This window comes from Streptomyces sp. NBC_01478 (assembly GCF_036227225.1).
Classification (GTDB): domain Bacteria; phylum Actinomycetota; class Actinomycetes; order Streptomycetales; family Streptomycetaceae; genus Streptomyces.
The window spans coordinates 173,414-199,686 of record NZ_CP109444.1 but is presented as its reverse complement, the minus strand read 5'-3'; the positions used below and the strand labels follow the sequence as shown (position 1 = coordinate 199,686).

Sequence of the window (26,273 nt, the reverse complement as noted above, 5' to 3'; positions counted from 1 at the left end):
CGCCGCCCCGCATGCGGCCCCGCCCCGCCCGCCCCGCAGCGTGCCCCCGAAGGAGACACACCCCTATGAAGGGCTCCACCGCCTACCGATCGATCCAACAACGCGGCCTGCACATCGGCCTCCTGCCCGAGACGGCCGCGGCCGTGAACCCCTCGACGCCGATCACCCTGGACCACGACCTGGACGTCCTGCCCGAGGCGGGACGCCGGCTGACGGTGAGCCAGTACGCCGGGCACGTCGAGGACCTGGCCGCCCGCCTGTGGGCGGGCGGGGTACGGCCCGGCGAACACGTCGTGATCTACAAGAGGGCCAACGCCGACCACTGGATGCTGGCCTGTGCCGTCTCCCGGATCGGCGCGGTCGTGGTGAACCTCTCGCCGGCCCTGGACGCGGCGACCGTGGGCGTCCTGCTGGGCCGCCTGGGCCGCCCGACGCTGCTCACCGACGGCCCCACCCTGGACCGCCTGGCCGGGGTGGAGCTCGCCGGCCTCACCCGCCGGGTGGTCACCTCCGCCGGCGACCGCCCCGGCACCGTCTCCCTCACCGCACTGGCGGGCGCGCCGCGCGTGCGGCCGGTGCTGCGGGGGCTGGACGAGGCCGCCGTCATCACCCACACCTCCGGCACCACCGGCATCCCCAAGCTCGTCGTCCACACCCCCCGCACCCAGGCCGTCCGGCTGGTGCCGCAGTGGCGGCTGCTGGCACTGATGCGCCGCCGGGAGACCGTCGCCATCCACGTGCCCTTCGTCCACTCCCGGATGGTCGCGGCGATGTCGCTGGCGCTGCTGAAGCAGTACCCGGTGCTGCTGCTGCGCGAGAGTGACCCCGCCGTCGTCGCCGAGCACCTCCTGGCCCACCGCCCGGCCTTCGTCGAGGCCCTGCCCAACTCCCTGATGGAATGGGAACAGCTCACCCGCGACCCCAGGATGCCGTTCGCGTCGGTGAAGGTCTTCTCCAGCACCTTCGACGCCATCCACCCCTCCACCATGAGCCGGCTGCTGAAGTCCTCGGCCCGCCGCGGCGCCCTGTTCTTCCAGATCTACGGCCAGAGCGAGGTCGGGCCGGCCGTCGGCCGCGCCTATCTGCGCCCCTTCGCCCACAAGGCCAACGGCCGCTGCGTGGGCTGGCCCATGCCCCGGGGCGCGGCCCGGATCCGCGTCGTGGGCCAGGGCGGGAAACGCCCCAGCGAACGCCACCCCGGCCGTATCGAGGTCGCCTGGCCGGGACTTGCCCAGACCTACCACGGCGAGCAGGAGCGCTACGACAGCAACCGCAGGGGCGAGTGGTGGGGGACCGGCGACGTCGGCTACGTCACCCGCCTGGGCTGCCTGCACCTGCTGGACCGGGAGGTCGACATGATCCCCGGGGTGCGCAGCTCCCTGCAGATCGAGGACGTCGTCCTGGGCGCGCTGGAGGAGCTGAGCGAACTGGTCGTGGTCCAGGGCCCCGCCGGAGAGGCGGTCCCGGTGGTCTGCACCCACGACGACACCCCCCTGGACGCGGAGCGCTGGCGCACGGCCGCCGCGGCCTTCCCCCAGCTCGCCGACCCCGTCCAGATCCCGCAGGCCGAACTGCCCAGGACCGCCACCCTCAAGGTGCAGCGCCTGGAACTGGCCCGCCGCTTCACCCGCCCGCCCGGGCAGAGCCCCGCGCACCGTCCCGGGCCGGCCGGCCCGGCACCCCGCCCCACCGACGACCCGAAAGGCTGACGCCGTGACACCTCACGCCACGCTCGCCCGACTGCGCGAGTACATGGTCGGACCCTCGCGGTTCATGAGCCTGCTCTCCAGCTTCGAACTCGGCATCATCGACGCCCTGCGCGAACGCGGCGCCCAGAGCGCCGCCCAGTTGGGCGAGGTCGCCGGCACCAAGCCCGACGCCGTGGAACAGCTCCTGTTCCTCCTCGTCAAGGAGGGCTTCGTCGCCCACGACGAGGACACCGACACCTACACCCTCGACGCGCTCGCCGGCGTCCCCACCGCCGACCTCGACCGGGCCCTGGCCTACATGGACCTCATCAAGGTCACCGCGCTGCGCCAGTTGTTCTACCTCACCGAGTCCGCCCGCACCGGCACCGTCGTCGGCCTCAAGGAGCTCTACGGCGCCGAGGGCACCCTCTACGACGCGGTCGCCGACCACCCCGACCTCAACCGGTCCTGGCTGCGGCTGATGAACAGCGTCACCGCCAACATCGACCCCTGGTTCTTCGACAACATCGACGTCCCGGCCGGCTCCCGCGTCCTGGACGTCGCCGGCAACACCGGCCTGGGCGCGATCCACACCTACCGCCACAAGGCCTCCGAAGGCCTGACGGTGACCACCTTCGACCTGCCCGACAAGGAGAGCGAGGCGCTGGCCAACTTCCGCGCCGAAGGCCTCCAGGATCACCTGTCGTTCATCGGCGGCAACGTCTTCGACGAGATCCCCCAGGGCTACGACGTCGTCCTGGTCAAGCACTTCCTGGACATGTTCGACAAGGACGACGTGGTCAGGATCCTGCAGGGCGTCCACAAGTCCCTCGAGGTCGGCGGCACGGTCAACATCCTGGTGCCGGTCTACCCGGAGGACATCAAGGACACCGACAACTACAACGTCGACTTCTTCCCGGCCTTCTTCATCGGCGCCACCATGGGCCAGGGCGGCCCGCAGAAACTGTCGGTCTACGAGCGCTGGCTGCGCGAGTGCGGCTTCGAGGTGACCCGCACGCTCACCAAGGACTCCGCCGAGATCCCCCCGGACGTCATCCCCGTCCAGGCCCTCCTGACCGCCCGCAAAGCCGCCTGAGCCGGCACCCGACCGAAGGAGCAACGGTGTCCAACTTCATGCTGCTGCCGGACGGGATGCGCCGCTGGTCCCAGAACCAGGGCGTCTCCCTCCAGGAGAGCTACCGGGCGATGGCGGACAAGATCGTCGAGTTCACCGGCTGGGTCCGTGAGGAAGGCTTCACGAACTTCTACATCGCCACCAACTCCGCCCAGAACTACACCCGCCCCGAGGCCGCGGTGACCACGTTCCTGGGCGCGTTCAACGACGTGGCGCGCCGTCTGCACGGCGAGGTCAACTTCGAGTTCTCCGGACTGCTCGACCTGGTGCCCGACCTCTACCGCACCGAACTGGAGGACCTGCGGGAGAAGTCGGCCAAGGACGCGGACTTCACCCTGCACTTCGTGCTGGGCATGTCCCTGTCCCGGGAGATCACCGGCATCTTCAACAAGCTCAACGGCAAGATCCCCGAGCTGACCGAGGAGATCCTGGCCGCCCACGCCTATGTGCCCGAGCCGGTCGACTACGTGCTGCGCACCGGCGGCCATGTGCGGCTGTCGAACTTCTACCCGCTGATGTCCCCCTTCGCCGAGCTGTACTTCTCCGACGCCCTGATGCCCGACATCACCCGCGCCGAGTTCGACACCGCCCTGCGCGACCTGCGCGCCCGCGACCGCCGCTACGGCGCCTACCCCGCCTGACCCCCGCACCCCGCGCGCCTCTGCGCGCCGCGCGCGAAACCCGGTGACCACACACAGTGGGCGCCGGGTTTCGCGTCTTTCCCGCCCCCGCACCGCCGCCCGCCGCCGCCGGCGCCGCGGCGTCACCCTAGCTCTGCTCCCGGGCCGGACCCCACCCTACGGAGACCACCGCCATGACCACCCATCAGACCTCCTCCCTCCTCCTGGGCCTGGCCGCCATCGTGCTGCTGGCCCGCCTGCTGGGCGCGCTGGCCCGGCGGCTGAACCAGCCCGCGGTGATCGGCGAGGTCCTCGCCGGCATCGCGCTGGGCCCGACCCTCTTCCACGGCGCGCTCTCCGACGCGCTCTTCCCGGCCGGCATCCGGCCGCTGCTGGGCGCCCTGGCCGCGGTCGGCGTCGCGGCCTTCATGTTCCTGGTCGGCCTGGAGTGGGACGCCGCGATGATCCGCGGCAGCGGAAGCCTCGCCGCGACCGTCTCCTTCAGCTCCATCCTGCTGCCGTTCGGCCTGGGCACGCTGCTCGCGCTGTACCTGATGGACGACTACGGCACCGGCGACCGGACGGCGTTCATGCTGTTCATGGGCATCGCCATGTCGATCACCGCGTTCCCGGTGCTGGCCCGCATCCTCACCGACCGGGGCATGACCCGCTCCCCGCTCGGCGTGGTGGCGCTGGCCTGCGCCTCCATCGACGACGTCCTGGCCTGGTCGCTGCTGGCCGGCGTGGTCGCCGTCAGCGGTTCGGCCGGCCCCGACCAGTGGCGCATCCTGCTCGCCGTCCCCTACCTGCTGGGCATGCTCTTCGTCCTGCGGCCGCTGCTGCGCCGCTTCGTGGCCCGCCGCCCCGCCCTCACCCTGACCCCGACCGTGTTCGCGGCCGTCCTGGTGGGCCTGCTGCTGTCGGCCGCCGCCACCGAGTGGGTGGGCCTGCACTACATCTTCGGCGCGTTCCTCTTCGGCGTGATCCTGCCGCGCACCGGCGGCGAGCGGCTGCGCGCCGACGTCCACGAGCGGCTGGGCGAACTGAGCGGCACCCTGCTGCTGCCGGTGTTCTTCCTGGTCGCCGGTCTCCAGGTCGACCTGTCCCATCTGGACGCCGGAGCGCTGGGCACGCTGGGGCTCATCCTGCTGGTGGCCGTCGGCGGCAAGTTCACCGGCGCGTTCACCGCGGCCCGCCTCAACCGGATGCCGCTGCGGCAGTCCGCCGCGCTCGCGACGCTGATGAACACCCGCGGCCTGACCGAGCTCATCGTCCTCAACGTCGGCCTGCAACTGGGCTTCCTGGGGAAGGACCTGTACTCGCTGATGGTCGTCATGGCCATCGTCACCACCGCGATGGCGGGCCCGCTGCTGAGCTGGATCATCGGCCGCCCCGCGGACACCGCCCGCCCGCGGGAGGCCGCCGTACCCGGGCACACGGCGGACACCGTGAGCACGGCCGTATAACACCCCCCCGACACCCCCCAGAAAAAGAAGGCCTGCCCCGTACCCGCCCGGCCCTGAGCGGATTTCCAGCGGTTCTCAAGGGGTCCCGCGCTATGTTCGGACAGCGACAGAGCACGGGATTCCCGAGGGAATCAGAAACCGGAAACCGGAAACCGGGAAATCAGGAACCGGAGATCCGGTATTCGGAATCAGAGATGCCCGGAATCAGAGATGCCGGAATCCCGGATCCGGAATCCCGGATCTCTGATTCCGGGGAATCGACGGCCGGCGCCGACCACTTGGAGTTTTGATGTCCGCGGACACCGAGGCGGAAAAACTGTATGCGGCCATCGAGGAATCGGCCCGGCTGGTGGGCGCACCCTGCTCCCGGGAGAAAGTCCGGCCGGTCCTGACCGCGTTCGGGGGATCCTTCGAGAACGCCATGGTCGTCTTCAGCGTCCTGACCGGGAAACACCATGCCGGACAGCTCGACTACTGCTTCACGATATCCCCCGACACCGGCGACCCGTACGCCCGGGCGGTGGCGAGCGGACTGACCGCCGCCACGGACCACCCCGTCGCCTCCCTCCTGGCCGACATCCACGCCCAGGGCTGGGAGATCACCGAACACTTCACCGACTGCTCGGCCGTCGCCGGCTTCAAGAAGATCTACGCCCACTTCCCCCGCGACCTGCAGAAACCCGCCGCGCTGGCGGCCCTGCCGTCGATGCCGCCCGCCGTCGCCCACAACCTCGGCCTCTTCGCCCGCCACGGCCTGGACGAGGTCGCGATGACAGGCATCGACTACCGCAGCCGCACGGTGAGCCTCTACTTCCAGTTCACCGAGAACAACAGCCCCCCGCCCGCCGCCCTCGCCTCGCTGCTGCGCGAGACCGGGCTGCCCGCCGCGAGCGGACCGATGCTGGAGTTCGCCCGCACCGCCTTCCGCGCGAATGTGACCCTCGGCTGGGACAGCCCCGACATCGCCCGGGTCGCGTTCGCCCCGCCGCTGGGCCCCGGCCTGGACCTGGCGGCGATCCCGGCCCCGGTGGAAGCCCCCCTCGCCCGCTTCGCGGCCACCGCCCCGCGCACCTACACCGGCGACCGCATGAACCTCTTCGCCGTCAAATGGCTGCCCACGGGCGAGTTCCTGGAGATCTGCTCCTACTACCGCCTCCCGGCGGCCTACGAACCCGTCCGGCTGATGCAGACCCGCACCCCCCACCCGTAACCCCCGCCGGCGGACACCGGGGGCAGCGGATGCGCCGCCCCCGCGGAGGGCGTGTCACAGCCCGGCCGCCCCGTCTCGTCCAAGGGGGTGACGCCCGACATCCGCACCATGCGACACCACAAGGGAGAAGACCATGGAGACACAGAGCGCGGCACCCGCGGCCGGGCCGAGCTCGGGGCCGGCCGCCGCCAACCCGCGACGGTGGCTGATCCTCGCCGTCATCTGCACCGCCTACCTCATGGTCGGTGTCGACCTGACCGTGGTGAACCTCGCCCTGCCCTCCGCACAGCAGGCCCTGCACTTCACCGACGCCGACCGGCAGTGGATCGTCACCGCCTACGCGCTGCCCTTCGGCAGCCTCCTGCTGTTCTGCGGACGCCTGTCCGACCTGATCGGCCGCAAGCAGACCTTCCTCATCGGCCTCAGCGGCTTCGCGGCCGCCTCCGCCGTCGGCGGCGCCGCCACCAGCTTCGGGATGCTGGTCACCGCCCGCGCCTTCCAGGGCGCCTTCGCCGCGATGCTGGCACCGGCCGCACTGGCCCTGCTGGCGACGACGTTCACCGACCCGAAGGAGAAGGGCAAGGCCTTCGGCATCTTCAGCGCGGTCGCCGCCGCCGGCACCGGCCTGGGACTCATCCTCGGCGGGGCACTGACCTCCGGCCTGAACTGGCGCTGGTGCCTCTACATCAACCTCCTGTTCGCCGGCCTCGCCCTCGTCGGCGGCCTGCTCCTGCTGGAGCGCCAGCCCAAGACCGGCGCCCGGATGGACATCCCCGGCGTCCTGCTGGCCTCGGGCGGCATGTTCTGCGTGGTCTACGGCTTCTCCAACGCCGCCGAGCACAGCTGGCACACCCCCTCCACCTGGGGCGTCCTGGCTGCCGGCGCGGCACTGCTGCTGCTGTTCTCCTTCTGGCAGACCCGCGCCTCCCACCCGCTGCTGCCGCCCCGGGTCGTCCTGGACCGCAACCGCGCAGGCGCCTACCTCACCACCCTGTTCGTGGGCACCGGCACCTTCGGCGTGATGCTGTTCCTCGTCTACTACATGCAGACCGACCTCGGGTACTCGGCCATCGAGTCCGGCATCGCCCTGCTGCCGATGCTCGTGTTCACCGCGGTCGGCGCCAACGTCAGCGCCGTCAAACTCATGCCGAAGTACGGACCGCGCCCGCTGGTCACCACCGGCCTGCTGCTGGGCGCGGCCGGCATGGCCTGGCTGACCGGCATCGGCCTCGACTCCGGCTACGCCGCCCACCTGATGGGCCCGGTCACCGCCGTGGGCCTGGGCCTGGGCCTCATCTACGGCGCGGCCCTGCGCACCGGCACCGCCGGAGTGGCCCTCAAGGACACCGGCATCGCCTCCGCGTGCGTGAGCACCGGCCAGCAGCTCGGCGGCGCCATCGGCACCGCCCTGCTCAACACGATCGCCGCGACCGCGACCGGCACCTGGTTCGAGGACCACGTCCAGTCCACCCCCACCGCGCGCCAGGTCCACCTCGCCTCCATCCACGGCTACACCACCGTCTTCTGGTGGTGCACCGCCGTCTTCGTCGCCGGCGCGGTCATCGCCGGCCTGATGCTGCGCAGCGGCCCGCTGCCCGCACCCCAGGCCGCCCCGGCCGCCCGGCCCGCCACGAAGCCCGAGGCCGCACAGGCCTGACACCTCCACCCTCCACCACCCGCCCCCTCCGGCAGGCCCGCGGGCCGGTGATCCCCGGCCACCACACCGGGCGTCACCGGCCCGCACCGCCGTCCGGCACCACCCCGTCCGGCACCGCACGGCCCCTCCCGTACGGCCCTTCCCGCACCGCCACCCGCCCCCGGCACCCCTGCCGCAGCCGCCCCTGCCCCGCCCCAAGAAGGATGAGGACGCACCATGACGACGCCCCCGCGCTCTCCCGCCGGCTTCGCCTTCGACTTCGACCGCGGCAACTTCTACCGGGACCTGATCGCCGCCGCCGGCGACTCCTCCGGGCAGCAGCAGGCCATCGCCCCCCAGGACGTGTCCCTGATCGTCTGGGTCCAGGCCGTCATGTGGGCCGCGCGCTTCGACGCCCTGGCGCCCTACCACCCCACCGCCGTCGGCGTCCACGCCCGCATCGAGCGCCGTCCCGCCGCCGAACGGGCCACCAACCGCAACAAGAACATCGCCGCCCTGTACGCCTCCTCCCACGTGGCCAACGCCGTCTATCCCGAACGCGAACACGTCATGCGCCAGATGATGACCGTGCTGGGCCTGGACCCCGACGACACCGCACCCGACCCCACCACCCCGGCCGGCATCGGCACCCTCGCCGCAGCGGCCGCCGTCCGCGCACACGCCCACGACGGCATGAACTTCCTCGGCGACCAGGGCCGCACCCACCACGGCCACCCCTTCGAGGACTACACCGGCTACCGGCCCGCCAACACCGCCCACGAGCTGACCGACCCGGCCCGCTGGCAGCCCGCGTCCCGCCCGCACCGCCGCCGCGCCGGCGGCGGACCCGGCGACAAAGGCGCCTTCACCGTCCAGCAGTTCCTCACCCCGCAACTGCGCCTGACCACCCCCTACACCTACCGGGACCCCGCCCGCTTCGAGCTGGCCCCGCCCGAGCACACCCGCCACCCCGACGCCCCCGCCTACCGGCACAGCGCCGACGAGGTCCTGGCCGCCTCGGCCGCGCTCGGCGACGAGCAGAAGGCGGCCGCGGAGTTCTTCGACAACACCTACCTCAGCGTCCTGCAGTCGACGAAGGCCGCCGGCCTGGCCCACGACGCGGACCTCGACCTGGACGGCTGGGTCCAGTTGCTGTTCACCAGCTCCGTCGCCCAGCTCGACGCGCTGATCGCCGCCTGGCACCACAAGCACGCCCACGACGCCGTCCGCCCCTTCAGCGCGATCCGGCACGTGCACGGCGACAGCCCGGTCACCGCCTGGGGCGGCCCCGGCAGGGGCACGGTCGAGGACCTGCCCGCGAGCGAGTGGGCCGGCTATCTGCCCCCGGGGGACAGCCCCGAGTACCCCTGCGGCACCACGACCCTGATCGCCGCCGAAGGCCAGGCCGCACGGCGCTTCCTCGGCGACGACATCCTGGACTGGACCCACACCGTCCCCGCCGGCTCCACCCTGACCGAACCCGGGACCACCCCCGAGAAGGACGTCGACCTGCACTACGCCACCTGGAGCGACTTCGCCCGGGAGTGCGCCCGCAGCCGCGTCTGGGCCGGCTCCCACTTCCCCGAGACCACCGAACGCTCCCTCCGCTTCGGCACCCAGTTCGGCGACCGGGCCCACGACTTCGTCCAGCGCCACGTCAACGGCGACCCCGGCCACTGACCCCCCGGGCAGGACACCCACCGCCGCGCCCGCGCAGGACGCGTGAGACGCCGCCGTACGACGGGACGTGACGTCGTACGGCACGCCCCGCACACCCGCCCGTGGCAAAAGAGCACAGCGGCGCACCCGACGGAAGGAAGACGGAAGGAGACGCCGTTGACTTCCTCCCCCTCCTGAAGGAGGGGGATTCCTACGGCTCGCGCTGTAGGGGTTCCTGCTTCAACGCCGACTGCCCGCCAGGAGAACTCCCTTGAGGTCTTGCACCGGCTCCACAGGCCGAGACGGCCAGCCCGGCCGCCTTGATGTTGCAGGCCGCGTTGATGTCGCGGTCATGTACGGCGCCGCAGTCGCACGTCCACGCGCGGACGTTCAGCGGCATTTTCGCCGCGACCGTGCCGCAGGCCCCGCACAGCTTCGAGCTGGGGAACCAGCGGTCGATCACGACGAGTTCGCGCCCGTACCAGGCGCACTTGTACTCCAGCATCGACCGGAGTTCCGTCCACGACGCGTCCGAGACGGTGCGCGCCAGGGTGTGGTTCTTCAGCAGGTTACGGACGGTGAGGTCCTCGATCACGACCGTTTGGTTCTCACGGACGAGACGAGTCGACAGCTTGTGCAGGAAGTCGCGGCGCCGGTCGGCGATCCGCGCATGCACGCGGGCGACCCTGCGGCAGGCCTTCTCCCGGTTCACCGAGCCCTTCGCCTTGCGCGACAACTCACGCTGCGCCCGGGCCAGCCGCGCGCGGTCACGCCTCTCATGCTTGGGGTTGGCGACTTTCTCCCCGGTGGACAGCGTCACGAGGGAGGTGATGCCGGCGTCGATGCCAACCGCGTTCTCCGTATCCGGAGCCGGGGTAATGCAGTCGTCGCACAGCAGCGACACGAACCAGCGGCCCGCACGGTCACGGGACACGGTCGCCGTGGTCGGCTCGCTGCCCTCCGGGAGGGGACGCGACCAGCGGATGTCCAGCGGACCGGCCGTCTTGGCCAGCGTCAGACGGCCCTCGCGCCACGTGAAGGCGGAGCGGGTGTACTCGGCCGACGCGCGGGATTTCTTCCGGGACTTGAAGCGCGGGTACTTCGTGCGCTTGGCGAAGAAGTTCCCGAACGCCGTCTGGAGGTGGCGCAGCGCCTGCTGGAGCGGAACCGAGGACACCTCCGTCAGGAAGGCGAGTTCCTCGGTCTTCTTCCACTCCGTCAGCGCGGCCGACGACTGGACGTAGGAGATGCGGCGCTGCTCTCCGTACCAGGCCCGTGTGCGCTCTTCCAGCGCCTTGTTGTAGACGAAGCGGACGCAGCCGAACGTGCGCGACAGCTCGGCCGCCTGCTCGTCCGTGGGGTAAAAGCGGTACTTGAACGCCCGCTTGACCTGCCGCGCCATGCCTCACGTTCTATCAACTCCCGTGTGAGTGGCGGGTGCCGGCCGGTAGACGGTGGACGCCGGTCTGCCCTGACGGCGAACCGGCATTCCCTGCCCTGCTTCGCAGGAGCTTCGTTTCCTCCCCCGGCTGAAGCCGGGGGTATCCACGAAGGAGAGCCCCGATGAGCCCCGCCCCACCGCCGCCCCCCGAGCCGCGCACCCACCGCGCCGACCTGACGTCCCGGGCCTGGGCCGAGGCCCTCTCCATGACCCACCCCCATCCCGATCCCCGTACCCGCTCCGGCTCCGGTTCCGGCCGCGCGCAGCACCCGTACGGCGAACTGGCCGCCGCCGCACTGCACGAGCACAGCGCGCTGTCGGCGGCCCTGGGCCGGAGCGTCCCGCTCACCGCGCTGGGACCGGCCGGCGGCGGGGTGCGCGCGCTGGCCGCCTTCCTCGCGGTCTACGCCGCCCGGCACGAACAGCGCACGGCCCCCGGGCGGCGCGGCGGACGTGACGCCCGCTGACAGCGCCCGGGACCAGGCGCCCGCGTCCGCCCGCCTCCCCCGCGCGGGCGGACGCGGGGCCGTGTCACCGCCGCGGGGGCTGTCTCGTCCGGTGGGGGAGAGGGCACACACCCGGCAGCCGGGCGAGGAGGGGACCGCGTGAGCAGGACCGAGGAGTTCGAGCAGGCACGGCCCCTGCTCTTCGCGATCGCCTACCGGATCCTGGGCAGCCTCGACGGGGCCCGGGACGCCGTGCACACCGCCCGGCAGCGCTACGAGGCCGCCCCCGCCGTGCCCGCCGAGCCGCGGGCCTTCCTGTCGGACCTGGTCACCCGGATCGCGGCGGACATGCCGCGCACGGCCCCCGTCCGGGACGGGGAACACACCGGGCCGCCCCCGCCCGCACCCCCGCCCGCCGACCCCTTCCAGGACCTGGGAGAGCCGGCCGGGCCGCTGTCGGCGTCGGCGGCGGCCGCCCTGCTGCTGGAGCGGCTGCCCCCGCCCGCCCGCGCGTTCTTCGTCCTGCGGGAGGTCTTCGGACGCACCCTCGCGCAGACCGCGTCGGTGGTGGGCTGCTCACCGGCGGTCTGCCGCCGTCTGGCCGCCGCCGTCGCCGAGGCGGGCGACACGGTGGGCGGGGCACGGCCCTGGCCCGGACTGATCGCCGGCTCCGCACCGGTGGCCCGAGTCCTGGCCGCCGTCGTCCCGGCACTGCTCGCCGTCGGCGTCACCATGGAGCCGCGGCCCCACGGCTCCCGCCCCGGCGCGGTCTTCCGCGGCACGGACGGCACCGTCCTGGGCGCCCTGACCCTCGACATCCTCGACGGCCGCATCCAGACGGTCCGCTGGGGCGCACCCCCCGCCCCGCCGGCCGTACCGGCCCGCCCCCCGCTCCCGGATTCCGCCCCGTGACCCGCGCCCCGCCCGGCACCCGGGACGGCGGGACCCGCCGCCACCGGCCGGCCGTGTCACAGCCGGCCGGGCTGCCTCGTCCCGGACTCAGAACACCCCGCCCCGCCCAGCCCCGCGACGACCACCGCCAAGAAGGCCGATATGCCGCACCCCGACCACCGCTCCCGCACCACCGCCGACCCGCTACGCTCCCGGCAGACAGCACCGGGGCGGCCGGCGCCGGACAGGGCGGGCGCCGCGCACCCGGCGGCGCCAGGGCTTCCCGAAGGAGCCGGCATGAGCAGGACCGAGGAGTTCGAGGAACTGCGGCCCCTGCTGTTCTCGATCGCCTACCGCATCCTGGGCAGCGTCAGCGAGGCCGAGGACGCGGTCCAGGAGTCCTGGCTGCGCTTCACCGCCTCCCCGACCCAGCCCCGCTCCACCAAGGCCTTCCTGTCGACCACCGTCACCCGCATCTCCATCGACGTGCTGCGCTCGGCCCGCGCACGGCGCGAGGTGTACGTCGGCCAGTGGCTGCCCGAGCCCCTGCTGGCCGACCCCTACGAGGACCCGGCACGCTCCGCGGAACTGGCCGACTCGCTCTCCATGGCGGCCCTGCTGCTGCTGGAGAGGCTCTCCCCGCTGGAGCGGGCGGTGTTCGTCCTGCGGGAGGTGTTCTCCTTCGGCTTCCCCGAGATCGCCTCGGCCCTGGACCGCTCCGAGGCCGCCTGCCGCCAGCTCGTGGTCCGCGCACGGCGCCACATGGAAGAGGGCCGGCCCCGCTTCGAGGCCGACCGCCAGGAACGCGAGCACCTCGCCGGGCGCTTCTTCGACGCCGTCCGCGACGGCGACGTCGCGTGCCTGCGCGACCTGCTCGCCGCCGACGCGCAGATCGTCGGGGACGGCGGCGGCAAGTCCCCGCAGTTGGCGAAGGCCGTCGTCGGCGCCGACAACGTCGCCCGCCTCCTCGCCTCCTACTTCCCGCCGCTGCTGAGCGTCGACGTCACCATGGAGCCGCACGAGGTCAACGGCCAGCCCGGCGCGATCTTCCGCGACCGCGACGGCAGGGTCCTCAACACCTGGACCCTCGACGTCCTGGACGGACGGATCCAGACGATCCGCTCGGTCAGCAACCCCGACAAGCTCGGCCACCTGGGCCCGGTCGCGGACGCCTGGGCCGTCAGCCGCGAGGCCAACCGGGCCCGCAGGCAGGCCGGCCGGGAATTCCCGCCCGGGGAAAACGGATAAACCCCTGGGAAACAACGGAGGAGCAATCGAGAAAAAGCGGGGCGGTAACTGAGCAATATCGGCGGTGACACCACCCCGACGCCCCCTGCACCCTGGTTCATGAACGCGCTCGGCGGCCGGAAGAGAACTCCCCACCGGAACCTTCCGCACGGAAACTCTTCACGCGACCCGCGAGCGCCGCCACATCGACTGGGGAAGGTCTCGTATGTCGTCCACTCTGCTCGGGATTTCTGACGATTTCGACGTCATCGTCATCGGCGGCGGACCCGCCGGTGCGACCACCGCGGGGCTGCTCGCCCAGCGCGGGCGCCGCGTTCTCGTACTCGACCGTGAACGCTTTCCCCGCTATCACGTCGGGGAGTCCCTCATCCCCGGATTCATGCTGCCCATGGAGGAACTCGGCCTGACCGAGCGCATGGAAGCCAGGGGATTCGAACGCAAATACGGCGGCACACTGGTGTGGGGAAACAACGAGATCCCCTGGAACTTCTCGTTCTCCACCGGCGGCCGCATCCCGTACTCCTACCACACACGCCGCGCCGACCTGGACACGATGATCCTGGACCGGGCCCGCGAACTCGGCGTCACCGTCGTCGAGGAAGCGACCGTCAAGGACACCCTCGAACAGGACGGCCGCGTCGTCGGCGTCACCTACACACTGCGCGGCCTGCCCGGCGTCCAGGAGGCCAGGGCGTCCCTGGTCATCGACGCCTCCGGCCAGGCCCGCGTCATCGGCCGCAGGTACTCCGAGATCAACTGGCACGACCAGTTGCAGAACGTCGCGGTGTGGACGTACTTCGACGGCTGCCACCGCCTGCCCGGCGACGAGTGGAGCAACATCCTCATCGAGGGCATCAAGGACGGCTGGTTCTGGGGCATCCCCATCGACAAGGGCGTCTTCAGCGTCGGCTACGTGACCCGCTCCGCCACCGCCAGCGCCGCCGACGCCTCCATGGAAGACCTCTTCGCCTCCGAACTCGCCCAGACCACCAAGCTCAAGGAACTCCTCAAGGACGCCCACCAGACCTCGGGCTACCGCACCGCCCGCGACTGGTCCTACACCAACGAGCGTTTCTACGGCAACGGCTGGGTCCTGGTCGGCGACGCCGCCGCCTTCGTCGACCCGCTCTTCTCCACCGGCGTCGCCCTGGCGACCATGGCCGGCAGCACCCTGTCGAAGATCGTCGACACCATCCTCGAACACCCGGAGATCGAGGAGAAGGCACTGGACCGCTACGCCACCGCCTACCGCGACTTCTTCGGCGACATCCGCTACTTCGTGGAGCAGTTCTACGACCGCTCCAAGAGCAAGGGCTTCTACTGGAGCCTGGCCCAGGAGATCACCGACCCCGGCCGGGAGAACGCCAACGAGGTCGACTTCGTCAAGCTGATCTCCGGGCTCAGCGGCAAACACGCCCTGTTCAACCTCGAGTTCGACGACCTCATCGCGGACGCCGAAGCGGCCCCCGCCGCCGGCTGACACCCCTTCTCACCCCGGGCCGGCCCCCGCCGGACGACGACAGCCCCGGCCCCCGGCCCACAGCCGGGGGCCGGCGCCGCCCGCCCCCGGCACGCCGTACGGGCGGCCCCGGGCGGGGCCGCGGGACACCCCGCACCACCACGAACGGCCACGGCCACGAACGGCCACCAACGACCCACGGCCACGGCTACGACCACGCGCGCGAAAGGGCCCGCTCATGACCACGGACACCTCGCCACGGCTGAGCCCGCAGGAGTTCATCGACCGCGGCCCGATGAGCCGCCGGCAGTGGCTCATCGTGACCCTGGGCCTGCTCATGATGATCGCCGAAGGCCTCGACGCCACCGTCGCCGCCTTCGTCTACCCCCTGATCAAGAAGGACTGGGGGACCGGCATCGACGCCGTGACCGCCACCGTGACCCTGGGCATCGTGGCGATGGTCGCCGGCGGCGTGGCCACCGGCCCGCTCGCCGACCGGCACGGCCGCAAAGGCATCACCGTCACCGGCATCGCCGTCTTCGGCCTGGGCACGGCCGCCATGGCACTCACCCACAGCATCACCACCCTCGCCGCCCTGCGCACCGTGGCCTGCCTGGGACTGGGAGCCGTCCTGCCCGGCGTGATGGCCCTGGTCGCGGACTGGACACCGGCCCGGCGCAGAAGCCAGATGGTCGCCCTGTCCTTCACCGGCGTCACCGCCGGCACCACCCTCGGCGGCGTCCTGTCCGCACTCCTGATCCCCGCGTTCGGCTGGCGCACCCTCCTGGCCGTGGCCGGCCTGGCCCCGCTCCTGCTCCTGCCCGCCGTCCTGCGCCTGGTCCCCGAGTCGGTGAGCGTCCTCGCCGCCCGGGGCCGCCCGGAAGCAGTGCACCGCGCCCTCGCCGCCGTCGCCCCCCACCAGGACCTCACCCACCTCACCCACCCCGCCCCGGGCCGGCCCGCCACCCCCCTCCCCGCACGCCCCTCCCCGCGCACCCTCCTGGCCAAGGGCCTGGCCGCCACCACCCTCCTGCTGTGGCTGTGCTTCTTCGTCGGCCTCGGCGTCGTCTTCGTGATCCTCAGCTACCTGCCCCTGCTCGGCGAACGCACGGGCCTGAGCTCCGCACAGGCCGGCGCGGCCGTCGCCCTGTTCGGATGGGGCGGCCTGGCCGGACAGCTCTCGGTGTCCTTCGCCCTCAAACGCCTCGACCGCTTCCGGGTCCTGACCACCCTGTGGACCATGAGCACCCTCGCCCTCCTGGCGGCGGCCCTGTGGGCCGTGCAGTTCACCGCACTGCTCGCCGCCGCCTTCGTCCTGGGCTGCTGCCTCCCGGCCGCCAACGCCACCCTGCAGGCGATCACCGCCCTCGCCTACCCGTCCTCCGCCCGCGCCACCGGCATGAGCTGGGCGAGCAGCATGGGCAAACTGGGCCCCGTCCTGTGCGGCCTCCTCGGCGGCCTGATGGTCAGAGCCGGCTGGACCCTCTCCACCGTCCTGCTCACCCTCGCCGCCCCCGTCGCCCTGTGCGTCCTGGCCGCCCTCACCCTCCAGTCCCGACACCGCACCCCCCGGGCGGCCGAACTCCACACCGCCGAGCCCCACCCCGCCCCCCGGCCGCTCCCGCTCCCCGTCCCCGAACAGCAGTGAGACACAGGCCCCAACACCGGCACCCCGGGCGCCAGGAGGCGCTGCCGGGGTGCCGCCGCCGTCACGGAGTCCGCGCCCGCGGCATCAGTGGAACTGGCCGACCTCATACCCCCCGGCGGGCTGACGGGTGATGACGTTCCCGCGGTTGAACGCGTTGATCACCGCGATCTGGGTCACCAGAGCGGCGAGCTGGTCCTCGTCGTAGTGCTTGGCGGCATTCGCCCACACCTCGTCCGACACCCCGCCGGCCGCGTCCGCGATCCGGGTCCCCTCCTCCGCCAGCTCCAGCGCCGCCCGCTCGGCATCGGTGAACACCGTCGCCTCCCGCCACACCGCGACCAGGTTGAGCCGCAGCGCCGTCTCACCGGCCGCCGCCGCGTCCTTGGTGTGCATGTCCACACACCCCCCGCAGCCGTTGATCTGACTGGCACGCAGCATCACCAGCTCCCGCGTCGAAGCCGGCACCGTCGACTCCGCCAGCGCCCCGGCCGCCGCGACGATGTGCTTCATGGCCTTGGCCGCCACCGCACTGGCCATGATGTTCAACCGGGCTTCCATGCCGCACTCCTGTGTCCTCGTCGATACCCACCCCCGAGAAAAGAAGAAAAAGGGGAGGGGAGGGCACCTGACCAGCCGTCAGGCCCTCACGAGTGTTATATCCGCTCCACCGCGGCACACCGGCACGGACCGGCGACGAGTCCACCGCCCACACCGCCACCACCACACAATCCGGCCACCCCCGGCCCGGGGAAGCGGGGAAGCGGGGGAGAGGGACACAGCAGACGTACGACAGCGGGACACAGCAGACATACGACGGCCAGGCCCCCGCACCGTCCCGTCAGCCGCCCCGGGGATGCGACGGCCCGGCCAGCACCACGGCCTCGACCGCCTCGTACCGGCCGCGATCCCGCGCCGCCGCCCTCCTGCCCGACACCACGGTCCCCACCACACCGCACAGAAAACCCGCCGGCACCGACACCAGGGCGGTGGTCGTGAAGGGGAACCAGTTGAAGTCGGCCCCCGGGAACGCCGACTGAGGAGAACCGGAGACGAGATTGGTGCCGCTCATCAGCACCAGCACACTGACACTCCCGCCGATCAGCGTCCACAGCAGACCCGCACGCGTATAACGCCGCCAGAACAGACCGAGCACCAGCGCCGGCGCGATCGCCGAGGCACCCAGACAGAACGACACAATGGCCAACGGCTGCAGACTGCGATGCTGCGCGAGCACCGCCAGCCCGATCACCGGCACCCCCACCCCCAGCGCGGCCAGCCGCGCCAACGCCATCTCCCGCAACGGCGCCGTACCCGCACGGGCCAGCACATCGTGCGCCAGCGAATTCGCACACGCCAGCGTCATGCTCGCCACCGACGCCAGCAGCGTCAGAAAAATGGCCGTGGTGACCGTGGTGAACAACAACCCCTCCGCACGCGAGAGATCCGCCCCGAACGCGGCCCGCGCCCCCAGCAGATACGCGGTATTGCCCCGCGGATCCGCCGCCGCGATCTCCCTGCCCCCGATCAACGCCGTCGCCCCGACCGCCACCACCGTCATCACCCCCATGAACAGGGCGACCGCCGACACCGCCCAGGACATCGCCCGGCGCACCTGCCGCGTACTGCCCGCCGTGTACATCCGCATCGTCACATGCGGCAGACAGGCACCCCCCAGCACGATCGCGCACTGCGTACTCACCATGTCCCACGCCGGATAACGCCCCCCGGCGAACTGCAGCCCGTACCGCAGATACCCCGCCCCCGCACCACTGTGCGCCGCGGCCGCCCCGAACAACGCCCGGGGACTCCACCCGAACGTGTGCAGCACCAGAGCGGCCACCACCAGACCCGAACCCAGCAGGATCACCGTCTTCAGGATCTGGATCAACGCCGTCCCCCGCATCCCCCCGATCGCCGCATACGTGATCATCAGCGCCCCCGCCCCCACCACACACCCCGTACGCATCGCACCGTCGGAGAACCCCAGGACGAACGCCAACAACTGCCCCACACCGGCCAGTTGCACCACCATCATCGGCACCAGCGCCGCGAGCGTGACCCCGCACGCCGTGATCCGCACCGCCCGCCCCGGCATACGACGCCCCAGCACATCACCCATCGTGAACCGGCCCGTGTGATGCAGCGGCTCCGCCAGCACGAACATCAGCAGCAGCAGCGACAACAGCGTGCTCAGCGCCAGCACCACACCGTCGTACCCGCACAACGCGATGATCCCGCCCACCGTCAGCACCGTGGCCGCCGAAATGTAGTCACCGGCGATCGCCAGACCATTGCGCAACGGCGACAGGAACCGGTACCCGGTATAGAACTCGTCCAGATCCTCCCGGTCGGGACCCGTGATCACACACAACAGCAGCGTCAGCGTCACCACACTGCAGAACGCCACCAGCGACCAGGACTGCGCGGCACCCTCGAAATCCGTCACCGCCGCCACTCCCCGTCACGCCCCTGCCGCCGCACCCGCCGCGCCAGCGGATCCACGAACCGGCGCGCGGTGAGCTCGTAGAACACCACCGCCAGCCAGGTCACCGGCAACTGCACCAGCGCCAGCACCAGCCCCAACGGCAGCCCGCCCGGCGCCGGACGACCCATCAGCGAAGGCATCTCGACGGTCAGCGCCAGAAACACCGCGAAATAACCGAGCGCCGCCAGCGCCGCGACCCGCCGCTGCCACCGGCACGCCCGCCGCAACAGCCGCAGATCCCGGTGCGGCCCGGTCCACGGACGGACCCGGCCCACCGCCCACCCCGGCGCAACAGCGGAAGCGTGCCGCCCGGCCCGATGCGGCAGCGGACGTAACTCGGAGCTGTCGGAAGACATCCCAAGATCTCCTAGAGGGTCGGGGGCCCCACAAGGCACGGACCGCGAAACGCGGGGAAAACGGCCCGGATCACCGCACGCTATGCGCCTCCCGCACCGGGCGCAGCACTTCCGACAAACTCCCTGAACAAACCACCACACCGCGCCTGACCTCGGATGTTGCGCATGAGGAGAGGGGGACGGGGGAGCACGGCAGTGCCCAGTGAGCCCCCACCTCACCACCCCCTCCGCCTGGGCCACCGAACCCACCCCCGAGGCTTCATGCACCGCCTCGCACCCCGGCGACCTCCGGACCGACAGAACAACCCTTCAAAAAATTCCACCAGCCCTACGCGACACCCGACAAAAAGCCATCACCGAAGAAGACGAAGAAATTCTCGAATACGCGAAATACATGTATTCTAAGTCCGTGCGCGGCACGGGAACCCACGAACTACACATCACCGGCGACCGGCGAAAAACCCCCAGGGAAAGGCGCGACGTGACACAGTCAAAAACAAAAGAAAACCACGCCCCCCACACCAGCCCACGCTAAGAGCACCCATGCCCGACAGGACACACGACTTCGGACACTACGGCGCCCAAGGCGACCGAGGCAGCGAAGCCGCAGCCCGCGTACTCGACACCCTCGCCGGCGGCATCACCTCACCCGTCACCACCCCCCGCGGCCTCTCCGCCCGCCTGCGCTACCTCACCCGCTCCACCACCGGCCACAACGCCATGAACCAAGCCGGTATCAGCGTCACCCCCCGCACCCTCAAAGCCTGGCTCACCGGAAAACAACGCCCCAACAAAGCCAACCTCGCCAAAATCGACACCGCATACCGCACACTCCGCCGCCACAACGTCGCCCGATACCTACTCAAACGCCTGAACGCCAACGGCGGAACACGAGTAGAAATCCACCCCCTCGACCAAAGCCACGTACCCACCCCCCACCAACGCGTCCTCGAATACCGCAGACTCAACATCCGCAACTGGGACGCCATCATCGAAGCCTGGGCCACAACAAACGCCCCAGCCCTCGACGACGCCTGGATCGACCAGATGGTCAACCTCGGCTCGCAATGGGGAAAATACGAGTACGTGACCTCCGTGGGATTCGCGGCCTGACGACTCGGCCCACACGGTGAACCAACCGACCGCTGTCAGTGCAGACAGCGCCATGACCACCTGCATCCGGTGCGCCTTCCCGGTATGCCTGGTCTGCCAGACAGCTCCCGTCGAGCGAGACTTGGACATGTGCGATCCATGCGGGCAAGAGGAGCTCGTCGCCCGCATGTCTTCGTGAACGTGAGGCAACGCTCGGGGCAGCACGGCTTCAACCTCACCGCGCAGACAACAAGCAACGTTCCTTCCATGCAATAAATAGATGGAACAGCTAGAGTTTGCAGGCATGACGACGTCTACAGAAGAGACGCTGCGCCTCACCGTCGCGGCTCTGATGCACGCCACCGGGGAATCAAAGACCGACCTCGCGGCCGGAACCGGGCTGACCCAACCAAAAGTCTCCCGCCGTCAACTCGGCCAAACCTCCTGGACCCTGGCCGACTGCGACGCACTGGCCGCCCACTACGGGATGAACGTACTGCAGCTACTGGCCGGCCCAACCGTGGCATGCGAATCCCTTCCCCCGGAACGCCGCCGCTCATCCAACACCTCTCAACCCCCAAACAGGCCGCAGACCAGGCCACCCCCTCAACACCGACTGGCCAACTCCAAAAACCAAAGCCACTACAACCTGAACTCGCCAGACCATGCATTTTGTGTGGCCAGCCCGCCACAGAACAAATCGAAGGATTCCCCCAGCACCTGGACCAAGCAGAATGCGCTCGCGCTGCCACAAGCACCCCCACCTCACTCACTGAAATCCCCCCCGACCCAACGCGCGAGACATCGCAGCACACAGCCCGAACGGCCTGGTAACTCGCGTGAAAGTGTCCGGGTCGTCTTGCGTGAAAGTGTCCGCTAAAAACGTTCTGTGACCTGCTTCTTTGGCGTGGCGAATGTCTTTGTGGGCCGGACATTTTCGCGCAAGATCCCAGGACACTTTCGTGCAAGTCCTGATAGGCGGAGGAGCTGCTGAACAGGAGTTTTATGCTCGGGAACAACGCAGTTCGGCGACGGCGGCAAGTGGTCCGAACGGGCCCTCACGCGTAGGGACTGGATTGCTGGATCGGCTGGCGCTCCAGGTGAGTGGGGGACTGACCCCTACGCGCAGGGACTGGATGGAACGTCGCGCTGTTCCTGCTCGATGTGCGTGGACTGACCCCTGCACGTAGGGACTGGACTTGTTGCGGGCGGCGACGGCGGTCGGTGTGGACTGACCCCCACGCGTAGGGATGGGACCTCGTCGACCGTTTCCAGCACGTGGCCGATCCGGGCTCACCCCCATGTGTAGGGACGGGACTCACGCAAGATACCTTGCACACTTTCGCGCTAGGGCTGACCTCCACGTGTGGGGACGGGACCAGGCCCAGATCACCCCCGCGGTCTGCCACACCGACTGACCCCCACGTTTAGGGACGGGACTACATCGACACGGACCTTCAGCCGGATGCCTCGGACTGACCTCCACGTGTAGGGGACGGGACAGCGAGTCGACGATCTCCTCGATCCGTGAGTGCGACTGACCCCAACGCGTAGGGACGGGACGCCGCGGGGACGATCGCCCTCGGTCGGTTCCCACGACTGACCCTCACGCGTAGGGACGGGACCGGCGGTAGGCCGGGGAGTTCAGCGGCGCGGTGGACTGACCCCCACGCGTAGGGACGGGACGCCGCCGCGGTCGTCTATCTGTCCGCTCCCATCGACTGACCCCCACGTGTAGGGACTGGACAATGCGGACAACTCCGAAAAGGGCCTGATCACGGACTGACCCCCATGTGTAGGGACTGGACCCTTGTTGACCTGCACGATTGTGACCGCGCAGAGAGAATTTTACTGTCTTTCATGTGGGTGTGAGGGGTTCTTCCTTGATCTCGTGCACATGCACGTGGTGGCCGGCCGGCTGTCGGTGGCGCGATGCGGTCAGAGGAGGTGGCATGCGAGTGGCGGAGCCGGGCGGTCTCGTGACGGGTTGGGCGTGAGATGGGTTTGTTCTCGGCGTCGACGGTACGTAGGAGGCCGCTGTGGTCGGGCGGCGCGCTGGTTGTCGGTGGCTGCTGCGAAACTCTCACCCGACGCCGGTTCAGCGCGGGAAGTCTGTTTGTGTCGGCATGCCGGGGCGAGGGACCGGGCTGGACGCTTCCCTCGGGGGCTGGCCGGAGCAGGCAGAGATGAGGCGGGGCGGCGTGGCGGATGCAGGTCAACAGGTGGCGGCACAGATCGAGTTCCTTCGGAGGCAGTTGGCGGATCGAGAGCCGGGATCGCTGCGGGACGCGTACCTGGCCGTGCCGGTCCCGGGGCGGCCCGTCCTCGAGGGGACGACGGCTCCCGCGCTCACCCCGCAGTGGCAGCAGCAGCCGAGCGGGCTGATCACCCCGGCCACGGCGCCGACTCAGCCGATAGACCTCCTGGGGGTCTATCTCACCTTCAGCGAGATCTTCGGCTTCCCCGCCGATTCCGGCTATACCGTGCGGCAGCTTCGTGTGCTTCCCCTCGGTGTGGTGCTGCAGTTCTGCGCCGAGCTCCTCAACGCTCTCAGCCAGCCCGGGGCCTCGCGTGCCGACCTCGACCGGCACTTCGCGACACAGTGGCTGCGTGATCCGTTCCGCACGCGCGTGCTCAACCTGCTGCGTGATCCGCGCCGGGCTCTCCTGGTGCCCCAGGCCCTGATGCTCCTGGCCCGCGCGGCTGTCGAGCACAGCCCCGACACGCTGCCCGAGGACACCGAGCAGGGCAACCTGGTCGGGGCGCTGTTGACGTTTTCCGACCTGACCGGGGCCTCCGGTCGGCAGGGCCCGACGGTGATCACCGACCAGCCGGGCGAGCTGGGCCGGGAGATCATCGCGAACCAGTACTTCAACAACAGCACCTCCGTCGCGCACACCCTCACCCGCTACGTGCGGCGGTGGCGCCATGGACTCCCGCAGGTGGACAACATCGGCGGCCTGGTCGACCTCGCCGCTGTCTACGAGGAATGCACCGGTGTCACCCTGGACGACCTCACGATCGTCGCGGGCGCCCTGTGGATCGCCGCCTGCCACGGGGAGGTGCTCACACCGGCCGCCGAACTGGAGACCCTCCTGCCGGCCGGGCGGGCGGCAGGCGCCCTGTCCCTCATCAGCGCCCATCCGGACACGCTGCGCGAGGCCGTGCAGGCGGAGCGGGCGCAGCGCCGCACCGAATGGACTTTCGACGCCTTCCAGCAGTACCCCGTGGTCCGCCTCGGCGATCTCCTCCTGGTGGTGGACCAGCGCTACCTCATCGACCGCGCCTTCGGATGGCTGCCGATCAACGACATCCGCTTCCCGCCCCGTACCCGCTCCCGGCCTGCCGGCCACAAGAAACGCGCCGAGCAGGCGGTCCACACCCTGCGCCGGCTCAGCGAACTGTACGTATCGGAGATCCTGCACAGCATCACCGGGCAGGGAGGTGCACGTCGCGTCTACGACGACGCCGAACTCAAGACGGCATTCCAGGAAAAGAAGCAGAAGATCGCAGACGCGGCCATCGACTACGGCGACACCTGGATCGTCGTCGAGGTCACCACCAGCCAGCTCCAGCGAGACGCCGCCACAGCCGTCCCCGGCGACGCGCAGGTCAACGACATCGACAAACTCCTCGATGAGGTCCACCAGATCGACGCCACGATCCAGGCCCTGCGCCGGGACGAATCCCGCCTCACCGGCGTCGCCGGCCCTGTCCGGCGCAGATACCTGCCGCTTCTCCTGCTCACCGAAGGGTTCCCGGTCAACCCGGTCACCATGACCGTGATCAGGGAACGCGCCGACCGCGACGGCCTGCTCCAGGGCCAGGACGTCATGCCGCTCGAAGTCCTCGACGTCGAAGAACTCGAGCTGATCGAGGCTCTCCAGGAACAACAGGGCGTCAGCCTGCTGACGCTCATCCAGCGCAAGCAGGCCAGCCACCTGGAGCGCATGCCGATGCGCAGCTTCCTCTACGCCACCATCACCACCGCCTTCAGCCATCCGCAGCGTTTCGAGGGCAAGATCAGTGAAGCACTCCGGCCGCTGGAAACCGCCCTGCTCAAGCGCGAACAGCCGACGACCTGACCGGGTACGGCGGCGGACGCAGTCGGCCCAGCGGCGCCGCGGACGGGTAGCGTCACGGATCGCCCTGAAACGCAGCCAGCACTCGCGTCTGGGACCGGACGTCCTGAGGACAATGGTCCAAACGCTCATGCCAGATGCCATTCTCACGGGAGGTCGGACTTCACCGCCATCGCCTGCGTCACCAGGCCGCGCGGACGGACCCCGAGCCAGGGCGAAGGCCCTGGATCCCCTGGTGGTGTGGCGCCGTGCAGGGCTGTCACTCCCTCTGGTGGGTGCTGGTCTCGCCGTGTAGCGTCACCGTCAGATGTCGTGGTTCGCAGTACCTGCCCGCGCTGTTGCGCGGGCGTTTTGCTGTGCGGTGGCCGGACCAGGACGATCGCCTTCGGGGTCGCGCGGTGCGGCTCCTGACACTGACTGAGAGGCACCAGCATGGCCAGCGGAACCGTCAAGTGGTTCAACGCCGAAAAGGGTTTCGGCTTCATCCAGCAGGACGGCGGCGGGCCGGACGTCTTCGCGCACTACTCCAACATCAACGCCTCCGGCTTCCGCGAACTGCAAGAGGGCCAGACGGTCACCTTCGACATCACCCAGGGGCAGAAGGGCCCGCAGGCGGAGAACATCACCCCTGCCTGACCCCTCGCTGTCAGGGCCCGGAAGCAGGAACTGTTTCCGGGCCCTGATGCGTACGGACGACGCGCTCGGGACGAGGCCACCGAGCGGCGAAGGGCGGCCCGCCGCTCCGACGCCCGGACCGGGTGGCAGCGACGCGGTACCGGCGGACTGGCGGTGGTTGGGTGCTGCGGGACGCCCCGTGCTGGACCTTGACGCCACGCGGGTGCGCGCGGCACGCGTGGATAGACCCTCGCACGTAGGAACTGGATGGACAGCGAAGAACGTGATCCGGCCGCGCTCACGGCGGACTGGCCCCCACATGGGTGGGGACTGGGCGATGCCCGCCGGCATGCGTTCAGACAGCCACTCGGACTGACCCCCACCGTGTTGGGACTGAACGACAGAGCGATCAAGGCGACGAAGTCGAAGTGGGACTGACCCCCACGCGTAGAGACAGGACCCGACGTTGCAGACCTCGTCGGCGAACGGAATGGACTGACCCCCACGCGTAGGGACGGGACGTCACCAGTCCCGCGCTCTCGGCATCCTTGAACGACTGACCCCAACGTGTAGGGACTGGGCTTGCAGTTCGACTCGCCCATGGTGGAGACGAACGAATGACCCCCACGCGCGTAGGGACTGGACGAACTCAAGACGCTGGGCGACTTGGGTGTAGAGGGCGGGCCTCTACGCGTAGGTATTGGACACGATGGTGAGGGCTTGTGCGAGCGGTTCGCTAGATGGACCCTCATGCGTAGGGATTGGACCTCTGGGTGCCCTCCCACTTCACCAGGCCCGGAGATGGACCTCCACGCATAGGGACTGGACGATCACGCGGTCGGTTCGACCTTGGGGGTCTCGGACGGACCCCACGTGTGGGGATGAGACTCCTCGGCAGCGGTCGGCCCGGCCTGGTCTCATGACTGACCCCCACCTGTAGGGACGGGACCGGCGAAGGCGCCCGCCTCCTCGCGTACGCGGCGGACTGACCCCCAACTGTAGGGACGGGACTGCATCACGCCCGTCGCGGCGGCCACGGCCAAGGACTGACCCCCACCTGTAGGGACGGGACCGGCGAAGGCGACCTCGTGGTGGA

19 protein-coding genes are annotated in these 26,273 nt (G+C 70.3%); 15 read left to right on the top strand and 4 right to left on the bottom strand.

The window, feature by feature from the left end:
• Positions 1-65 precede the first annotated feature (65 nt).
• The 7 genes from OG223_RS00875 (at position 66) to OG223_RS00845 (ending at position 9,435) form a co-directional block, all read left to right on the top strand.
• The gene (locus OG223_RS00875) at positions 66-1,709 is read left to right on the top strand and encodes a class I adenylate-forming enzyme family protein (protein WP_329240912.1); all 1,644 of its coding nucleotides are present in this window, start codon (positions 66-68) and stop codon (positions 1,707-1,709) included.
• A gap of 4 nt (positions 1,710-1,713) precedes the next feature.
• Positions 1,714-2,784 carry a methyltransferase gene (locus OG223_RS00870; protein ID WP_329240909.1) on the top strand — a complete coding sequence of 357 codons (1,071 nt, stop codon included), beginning with the start codon at positions 1,714-1,716 and terminating at the stop codon, positions 2,782-2,784.
• Positions 2,785-2,810: 26 nt separating this feature from the next.
• Positions 2,811-3,464, top strand: a complete 654-nt coding sequence (locus OG223_RS00865; protein WP_329240906.1) for an undecaprenyl diphosphate synthase family protein — start codon at positions 2,811-2,813, stop codon at positions 3,462-3,464.
• Between the two features lie 173 nt (positions 3,465-3,637).
• The gene (locus OG223_RS00860; RefSeq protein ID WP_329240903.1) at positions 3,638-4,909 is read left to right on the top strand and encodes a cation:proton antiporter domain-containing protein; all 1,272 of its coding nucleotides are present in this window, start codon (positions 3,638-3,640) and stop codon (positions 4,907-4,909) included.
• Between the two features lie 289 nt (positions 4,910-5,198).
• Positions 5,199-6,119 (top strand): aromatic prenyltransferase, encoded by a 921-nt coding sequence (locus OG223_RS00855; RefSeq protein ID WP_329240900.1) that lies wholly within the window; start codon positions 5,199-5,201, stop codon positions 6,117-6,119.
• A 133-nt stretch (positions 6,120-6,252) separates the two neighbouring features.
• Entirely contained in the window at positions 6,253-7,776 is a 1,524-nt protein-coding gene (locus OG223_RS00850; RefSeq protein WP_329240897.1) for an MFS transporter, read from the top strand.
• A gap of 216 nt (positions 7,777-7,992) precedes the next feature.
• Complete coding sequence (locus OG223_RS00845) at positions 7,993-9,435, top strand: DUF6851 domain-containing protein (RefSeq protein ID WP_329240894.1); 1,443 nt, start codon at positions 7,993-7,995, stop codon at positions 9,433-9,435.
• A 190-nt stretch (positions 9,436-9,625) separates the two neighbouring features.
• Here the strand turns inward: OG223_RS00845 and OG223_RS00840 are convergent, their stop codons facing one another.
• The gene (locus tag OG223_RS00840) at positions 9,626-10,816 is read right to left on the bottom strand and encodes an RNA-guided endonuclease InsQ/TnpB family protein (protein WP_329240891.1); all 1,191 of its coding nucleotides are present in this window, start codon (positions 10,814-10,816) and stop codon (positions 9,626-9,628) included.
• A 161-nt stretch (positions 10,817-10,977) separates the two neighbouring features.
• On the opposite strand from OG223_RS00840, the gene OG223_RS00835 reads away from it, so the two are divergent.
• The 5 genes from OG223_RS00835 (at position 10,978) to OG223_RS00815 (ending at position 16,547) form a co-directional block, all read left to right on the top strand.
• Entirely contained in the window at positions 10,978-11,322 is a 345-nt protein-coding gene (locus tag OG223_RS00835; protein ID WP_329240888.1) for a hypothetical protein, read from the top strand.
• A gap of 138 nt (positions 11,323-11,460) precedes the next feature.
• The gene (locus OG223_RS00830; protein ID WP_329240884.1) at positions 11,461-12,213 is read left to right on the top strand and encodes a sigma factor-like helix-turn-helix DNA-binding protein; all 753 of its coding nucleotides are present in this window, start codon (positions 11,461-11,463) and stop codon (positions 12,211-12,213) included.
• 276 nt (positions 12,214-12,489) lie between these two features.
• On the top strand, positions 12,490-13,440 hold the full coding sequence (locus tag OG223_RS00825; RefSeq protein WP_329240882.1) for an RNA polymerase sigma-70 factor: 951 nt from the start codon (positions 12,490-12,492) through the stop codon (positions 13,438-13,440).
• Between the two features lie 205 nt (positions 13,441-13,645).
• A complete protein-coding gene (locus OG223_RS00820; protein ID WP_329240879.1) occupies positions 13,646-14,920 on the top strand; it encodes an NAD(P)/FAD-dependent oxidoreductase in 1,275 nt (424 codons plus the stop codon).
• A 217-nt stretch (positions 14,921-15,137) separates the two neighbouring features.
• The gene (locus OG223_RS00815) at positions 15,138-16,547 is read left to right on the top strand and encodes an MFS transporter (protein ID WP_329240877.1); all 1,410 of its coding nucleotides are present in this window, start codon (positions 15,138-15,140) and stop codon (positions 16,545-16,547) included.
• 84 nt (positions 16,548-16,631) lie between these two features.
• On the opposite strand, the gene OG223_RS00810 is transcribed toward OG223_RS00815, so the two are convergent.
• From OG223_RS00810 to OG223_RS00800, 3 genes are all read right to left on the bottom strand, one after another.
• A complete protein-coding gene (locus tag OG223_RS00810) occupies positions 16,632-17,105 on the bottom strand; it encodes a carboxymuconolactone decarboxylase family protein (RefSeq protein WP_329240874.1) in 474 nt (157 codons plus the stop codon).
• Positions 17,106-17,385: 280 nt separating this feature from the next.
• A complete protein-coding gene (locus OG223_RS00805; RefSeq protein ID WP_329240871.1) occupies positions 17,386-18,993 on the bottom strand; it encodes a sodium/solute symporter in 1,608 nt (535 codons plus the stop codon).
• On the bottom strand, positions 18,990-19,388 hold the full coding sequence (locus tag OG223_RS00800; protein WP_329240868.1) for a DUF485 domain-containing protein: 399 nt from the start codon (positions 19,386-19,388) through the stop codon (positions 18,990-18,992). The genes OG223_RS00805 and OG223_RS00800 overlap by 4 nt, the downstream gene beginning before the upstream one ends.
• Before the next feature lie 543 nt (positions 19,389-19,931).
• Here OG223_RS00800 and OG223_RS00795 point away from each other — a divergent pair.
• The 3 genes from OG223_RS00795 (at position 19,932) to OG223_RS00785 (ending at position 25,198) form a co-directional block, all read left to right on the top strand.
• Complete coding sequence (locus OG223_RS00795; protein WP_329240865.1) at positions 19,932-20,501, top strand: transcriptional regulator; 570 nt, start codon at positions 19,932-19,934, stop codon at positions 20,499-20,501.
• Positions 20,502-22,681: 2,180 nt separating this feature from the next.
• Positions 22,682-24,565 (top strand): hypothetical protein, encoded by a 1,884-nt coding sequence (locus OG223_RS00790; protein ID WP_329240863.1) that lies wholly within the window; start codon positions 22,682-22,684, stop codon positions 24,563-24,565.
• A gap of 429 nt (positions 24,566-24,994) precedes the next feature.
• Entirely contained in the window at positions 24,995-25,198 is a 204-nt protein-coding gene (locus tag OG223_RS00785) for a cold-shock protein (RefSeq protein ID WP_329240861.1), read from the top strand.
• The last annotated feature ends 1,075 nt before the right edge of the window (positions 25,199-26,273 follow it).